At 57.3% G+C, this 7042-nt stretch carries 5 protein-coding genes; all 5 read left to right on the top strand.

The genetic code is table 11. The features are described from left to right. The coding region (locus AB4043_RS13260; protein WP_442307248.1) for an L-fucose/L-arabinose isomerase family protein at positions 1-626 on the top strand (626 nt) is incomplete at its 5' end. Between the two features lie 348 nt (positions 627-974). After that, positions 975-1898: a sugar-binding transcriptional regulator gene (locus AB4043_RS13255; protein WP_442302403.1), complete on the top strand. Its 924-nt coding sequence runs from the start codon at positions 975-977 to the stop codon at positions 1896-1898. Between the two features lie 296 nt (positions 1899-2194). Then, the gene (gene fliB / locus AB4043_RS13250; RefSeq protein WP_442302404.1) at positions 2195-3475 is read left to right on the top strand and encodes a flagellin lysine-N-methylase; all 1281 of its coding nucleotides are present in this window, start codon (positions 2195-2197) and stop codon (positions 3473-3475) included. Between the two features lie 643 nt (positions 3476-4118). Then, the gene (locus AB4043_RS13245; protein ID WP_442302405.1) at positions 4119-5084 is read left to right on the top strand and encodes a lipase family protein; all 966 of its coding nucleotides are present in this window, start codon (positions 4119-4121) and stop codon (positions 5082-5084) included. Between the two features lie 625 nt (positions 5085-5709). Continuing rightward, the gene (locus tag AB4043_RS13240; protein ID WP_442307247.1) at positions 5710-6522 is read left to right on the top strand and encodes an MBL fold metallo-hydrolase; all 813 of its coding nucleotides are present in this window, start codon (positions 5710-5712) and stop codon (positions 6520-6522) included. Positions 6523-7042: the final 520 nt, after the last annotated feature.

Genomic DNA, 7042 nt, shown 5'->3' with positions numbered 1-7042 from the left:
GCCTGACCGCGACCGCCATTCAATGCTGGTCGTCGATGCAGAAGAACTTCGGCGTCAACGTCTGCACCATCATGTCGATGATGAGCGAGCAGATGCTACCCTCGGCCTGCGAGGTCGATATCGCCGGTGTGGTCAGCATGTATGCCCTGCAACTCGCCAGCAAGAAGCCTTCGGCGCTGGTCGACTGGAACAACAACTACGGCAACGATCCGGACAAATGCGTCCTATTCCACTGCGGCAACTGGGCGAAGGATTTTCTCCCCGACATCCGCATCGGCACCGCTCCCATCCTCGGAACTGTCCTTGGAGAGCAGAACACCGTCGGAGCTCTCGAAGGCCGCACGCCTGCCGGCCCCCTCACCTTTGGCCGCGTCAGTACCGATGATCTCCAAGGCAAGATTCGCGCTTATGTTGGCAATGGCCTGTTTACGGATGATCCATTGAATACCTTTGGGACCCGCGCCGTGGCGCATGTGCCGAAGCTGCAGAAGCTGATGCATGTGATCTGCAAGAACGGGTTTGAGCATCATGCTGCGATGAATGGAAGCCACTGTGCCGAGCCGGTAGCAGAGGCTCTGGGGACCTATATGGGATGGGATGTTTATCACCATCACGCCGAGGCTTGATCTTTCTAGACACATCACAACACTCGGCCCGCTTACCAGAGCGGGCCTTTTCTTTTCTCTATTTCCCTGTCGGGGTGCCCCACCCTCGCAACGCTAGGGTGGGAAAGGTGGCACAGATTAAATATCCAAAACGTCCCCGACGAACGTACTCGTTGGAGTAATCAGCGATGAGTGAGATGTTCGAGTATCGAAGCTTGTCGAAATTCTTGGGCATCTCAACCCACCCTAGCGTTGCGAGGGTGGGGCACCCGGGCGAGGGAAACCATGGAAGACAAAGCTTCGACCAACCTCACGTGTAATATTATGCAGACATAAATTTATATGCCACGCATCAATGAAACCCGACTGATGGTTAAAATCGCCCGCCTCTATTATGTACACGAGGTGCGGCAGCAGGACATCACTGAAATGCTCGGCATCCATCAGTCCACCGTCTCCCGTCTTCTGAAAAAGGCACGCGAGGCGAACGTGGTCCGCGTCATCGTCGATGTTCCCGGCGGCGTGTACGCCGAGATGGAAGAGCAGCTGGAACGCCGCTTCGGCCTGCGCGAGGTCGTCATCGTCGACTGCCCGGATGACGAGTTCCATATGATTCAGGAGCTTGGCGCCGCTGCCGCTTTCCTGCTCGAATCTACCCTGCGCCCCAAGGAAAACATCGGCATCTCCTCCTGGAGCCGCCACCTGCTCGCCATGGTCGATCAGCTCCACCCGACCAATCGCGCCGAGGGTGGACGCGTGATCCAAATGCTCGGCGGCGTCGGAACGCCCGACATCCAGTCACGCGCTACCCAGCTCGTAAATCAGTTCTCTCGTCTGATCGGTGCGACTCCCGTTCTGCTGCAGGCTCCAGGTGTGACTGGCAGCTCCAAAACACGGGACCTGCTGCTGCAGGAGCCGTACGTACGAGAGACCATCGAGACCTTCCCAACGCTCGATCTCGCACTGGTCGGCATCGGCGCCCTCAAGCCATCGGCCCTGCTCGAAAGCAGCGGCAACAGCTTCACCATGGCAGAGCTTGAGTCGCTGCAGAAGAAAGGCGCTGTCGGAGACATCTGCCTGCAGTTCTTCAATGAACAGGGAGAGTTGATCCGCTCTCCGTTGCTCAACCGCGTCATCGGCATCGAGATGCCGATGCTCAAGAGTGTCAGCAAGATCATCGGCATCGCCGGCGGGCCTGCCAAGTTCACCGCCATCAAAGCGGCGATCAAAGGCAAGCTGATCAACGTCCTGATCACCGATCAGAAGACGGCCCAGAAGCTGTTGAAGAGCTAGCGCCCAACCCATGCACTGGGTGCCCCAGGTTCGGGGTCCCCGACGAACGTGTTCGTTGGGGTGATGTCCCTAAAGGGACCTGGGTATTCGCGCCTGCGCGAACCGTCTTTCGTTTGTCATTCACCGGGTGCCCCGCCCTCGCAACGCTAGGGTGGGTAAGGAGGCCACAGCCTTTGAGAGAAGCAGATCCCTTCGGGATGACAAACAAAAATGGTTCGAGCGGCGCACCCCCCGAGATTAGAGACCTCTGATCCACTCACCCCATCGACGGCCCAAAAATTGCACTCCCTCACCCCGTGAGCCGCGCTATCCCACGTCAACGTCAACCTCTACCGTCTCAGCCTCTCTACGGACAGGCCTTCCAATGCATCAGCGGGGCCTGCGATGACACCTGCTGCAACGGATTCTCTGTCCCCGTCGACAAACAGACCTATGAGTTCTACCGTTTGCTGCCTGTCAGCGAGATCCGGTCCGCCGTCGATACCCATGTCCGTAAGGTTCCAGGCTCTCCCAGCGATAACCTCTACGCCAGCATCGAGATGACCGCCGACAAGAAGTGCCCCTTCTTCACGGCACAGCGTCTCTGCGGCATCCACAAGGAGCATGGCCACGACTACCTGTCGGCCGCATGCTCCACCTATCCCCGCGCCCTCAATCAGGTGGAAGGACAGCTCGAAGTCTCCCTGTATCTCTCCTGCCCCGAGGCAGCGCGCATGGTGCTCTTGGATCCAGGATTTGCGAACCGCCACACCGATGGCCCGGCCGTTCCCTACCGCACCGACCAGTTCTCCAAGCTCGCCCAGAACGGACCCGACTCGCCTCACAAACCCTTCGGCTATTTCACCGAGGTCCGGTTATGCATGGGCGACCTGCTTACCGATCGCAGCCGTCCCCTCTGGCAGCGGATCTTCCTCCTGGGCATGATGTGTAAGCAGCTCGATGAGGTGACTTCGCTTGAGGGCGAAGCGAAGGTGGCGGAGATCATCCAAAGCTACCAGCAGATCGTCGACGAGGGAACTCTCCGGACGGAGCTCAACCATCTGCCCGCAAACCCCGCCGCGCAACTGGATCTCGTTCTCCGCGTCGCTGACCTTGCCAACCGCTCCGGCGTGAACTCAAAGCGATTCAACGAATCCTTCCAGGACTTCCTCGCCGGCATCGGTTACGCACCGGAATCAACGGCCGCCCAGGACCTGGAACGCTACCAGCACGCCGACAATGCCTACTGCCAACCGTTCCTCGACCAGCATCCGCACATTCTCGAGAACTACCTGCTGAACTACATCTTCAGAACGCTGTTCCCTTTCGGCCGCGAAGCCAGCGCCCATTCCACGCCAAAGACAATCTTTCAGGAATACACCCTGCTGATCGGCCAGTACGTCCTGGTCCATGGCCTGCTGATCGGCATCTCCGGCAGCCGCCAATCTGAGTTCGATGAGAAAGCAGTTGTGAAAACCGTCCAGTCCTTCTCCAAGACGGTCGAACACAGCCCCGGCTACCTGCAACAACTGCTCGCCCTGCTGGAAGACCGCAACCTGGCAGACATGAAGAGCATCGCGGAGATCCTCCCCCGCTAAGTAACCCATACACCGGGTGCCCCGGGTCCCTAAAGGGACCTGGGTATTCGCGCGTCCGCGCGAATGTTTTGCTTAAGGGCACGGCTTCCAGCCGTGCCGCATCAAGTCATTCAAATAAAGTGGCTTTAGCCACTGGGGTACGATTCGCGCTATGCGCGATGGGTGGGAGCCGTGGGCTTTTAGCCCACGGTCTATTAGCTCTAAAGAAAATTGGGCTTCAGCCCTGGGCTTTTTGTGTCGGTCTCAGAGAGAGCCCAGGGCTGAAAGCCCATCAATCATTTGAGACCTTCAATCAGCGGACTAAAGTCCGCTGCTCCCACCCGCAACCACCCCAAACCGTCTTTTGCTTGTCATCCTGAGCTACGCGAAGGACCTGCTTCTCCACCGTCACCAACCATCTTTCCTACAAAACTTTCATCAACCCGATCTTGACACCACCCCAGGAAAAGGCCGAAGCTGTCGGATGCACCTCCTTAGCCACATCCGCGTGTATGGCTACGGAGCTCCGAGATCCAGCGGAGCAACTACATCTGGACGCTCTTGAAGTACCTCATCTGCCCCCCTTTTACTTACGAACTTCTTCGCTTAGGTCTCGGCTGAATTCAGGAACTCCACGTCCCATTCAACGAGAGGAACCTTTGCAATGACATCTGAAAAACAGCAGGCTTCTATTTCCAGTCTCCCTCAAGGCTCGCAACTTGCGTGGAGCCTTTGTGACTGGATCGACCATGTATCTTCCAACCCCAATCCACCATCGCCCTGGACAGTCGTATGGCAGCCGAGCTCGATCGGCGAGGATTATTCGGCTGTCATCCAGAACACGACAACGAACCAATATGCCCTGGTCATTCAGGGGACCCATGGTGCTCCCGATGAACTGGAGGACTTTTGCTGCGAGTTCTGGGCCGGCTTCGAGCCGGTCAGCGGAGCCAAGGTAGCCATTGGCGCCCAGGCAGCGCTCTTCGGCGCCCTGATGCAGATGAACGCCAAACTTACCCAGGGTGGTACAGACCTTGCTTCCTACCTGCAGTCGATCTCCGGATCATTTAACGCGACAACTCCTTTGCTCATCACCGGCCACAGTCTTGGTGGGACGGTTGCCTATCTGGCGGCATGCTGGATTGCCTTCCAGTTCCTGAACAATCAGCAACCAATCACAACCCTTCCTTCCAGTATTCAGTCCTTCACGTTTGCGCCGTTCGCAGCCGGCAACCAGGCACTGGCGGACGTTCTGAATGCGTCATCCAACTATGTGCCCTGCTTCAATCTGAACGACGCCATTCCACATGTCTGGGCAACGGACACGAACGTCAACCCAACCCTTAATATGACGAACTTCTTTTTACTTTTCCCCTCACCCGGGCCTAATCCCATGCCCAACAACAGCCTGCAAGCTGCGCTTCAAAACAAAGTAACCCTGATGCAGAACAACCAGGTCAGCTATGTGCAGACGACCGGCCTGTACAGCTACGTATTCACCTATCCGACAGATTGGAATACCTGGGATGGGGAGCTTATTCGGCAGCACAACTACGCTTACTCCGAGACCTTCGCATCAACCGGCAATGCCGAGACGGCACCGACAGGAGCGCGGGAAGTAGCAGCTTAATGAATCTTGCTGAGATGACGAATTCTCCGTAAGACTGGAATAGCCATGTCCGGGGTCCCCAGCGAACTTGTATACCAGCCTGGGGCAACGCCCCAGGTCTCGGATAGTTAAGAGGGGTCTGAGGGCTGAAGGCCCGATCTATAATCCTCATGCCTAATGGCTGAAGAAACCCATCTGGGAAAGGAAAGCCCAACTTCTTTGACCGTAAAGCGAAGACTAAAGTCCACCGCTCCTACCCGTTCCCGCATTAGCACTAACCTGCCTTCGCTGCAGAGTTATAGAGCGGGCCTTCAGCCCTTTAACATCGTGTGGGCACTGAGACCTGGGGCGTTGCCCCAGGCTGGTATAGAGCGCGCCTTCAGCGCTTATAGTGCCCGCCCGAAAGCATTGGGGGATGGGCATCCGTGCGCTCAGAAAACGAATAGTCTGGAGCCCGTTGGTCCATTAAGGCTGGCCGCGGAGCGCGCGGCGTGTTTAGATAGGCCTTCAGACACTTCCGCATCCAACTTACTTGATCTGAGAAAGCAGGGCCCACACCATGTTGACTCGCGTGTTGTACCGGACAATCTTGGCTTCCATGGCGGTTCTGATTCTTGGTGCGGCGGTTTGCCGCGCGGAGAACCGGGTGACGATTCTTACAGATGCATTCGGCCGCAAGCCGGAGTTGCAACTGGACTGGGGCTATGCGGCTCTGATCGAGTACAACGGCAAGCGCATTCTGTTCGACACAGGAGACAGCGCGGCGATTCTGCAGGCGAATGTGAAGCGCATGCATGTGGACCTGTCGCATCTGGACATGGTGGTGATCTCGCACTCGCACGGCGATCACACGTCGGGGTTGCGGTATGTGCTGGGCCTGAATCCTGACGTTGCGTTGTTCGTTCCCGATGATGTCGTGTTTCGCGGGCACGAGGTTCCGCAGCAGTTTCTTGCGGCACATCCCGAGCCTACGCTCGAAAAGGACCATCGTTACTTCAACGGCAATCCGCCGGCGCATATTCCCGACTGGAAGGGATACAGCGATACGAAGATGACGGTAGTCAAAGAGACGATGACGGTGATGCCGGGCGTGCGGCTGGTGACGCTGGTCTCGGACAAGCCGGCGTTCAAGGGACTGGTGGAGGTATCGATGGTGCTGGATACGCCAAAAGGCCCTGTGGTGATTGCAGGATGCTCGCATCCGGGCATCGAGAGGATCATTGCGACAGCAACGGCAGGCGCCGCGAAGCCGGATGTGTACATGCTGTTCGGTGGACTCCACCTGGTGCAGGATACAGACGAGCAGATCAACGGTACGCTCGATGTGTTGGAGAAGACGAACAAGTTGCAACGTATCGCCGTGGGCCACTGCACGGGGGAGAGGGCGTTCTATCTGATTCAGCAGCGGTGGAAGAAGAATGATGTGTATGCGGGGCTGGGGGAGACGGTCGCGTTCTGAACCGCGTTCGCTAGGGTGATTTATCCCGCTACGCGCGAACCGTTTTTATGTTTGTCATCCTGAGCCGCAGACGAAGGACCCGCTTTTGTTTGTCATTTCGTAGCGCCGGGTCCCCGACCAGCTTGCTGGTGGGGGTGGTCGACCAAAGGGGAGTGGAGAAATCCGCTTCTTTACCAAATCATCTTTCCCTGTCATCCTGAGCACCGCGAAGGACCTGCTTTGTCCATCATTTCGTAGCCCCTCTCCATCCGTGATAGAAAAATCCCGGACAAAAAAACCCATGCTGCCGCTTCTCCCACTCCTCGCCTCCGCAGCTCCCACCTGGAGCATTTTCCCTGCGCTGGGTATCCYGGAAGAGGCGTGCAGCGGCGTTTTCATTGCGGAAAACGCGCATAGACGCGGAGGCCCTACTCTACACCTACAGGGAAAATGCTCTCTGGTTCGTACGCAGCAAACCCGACTTCTCCTGCTGGAGAATCCTGGTCAGCCGCTGCATCGACAACTATCTCACAACTATCTC

The sequence above is a fragment of the Terriglobus sp. YAF25 genome (assembly GCF_052113305.1).
In the GTDB taxonomy this organism is placed as follows: domain Bacteria; phylum Acidobacteriota; class Terriglobia; order Terriglobales; family Acidobacteriaceae; genus Terriglobus.
Note: the sequence above shows the minus strand (reverse complement) of the source record. Positions and strands in the feature narration are given on the sequence as shown.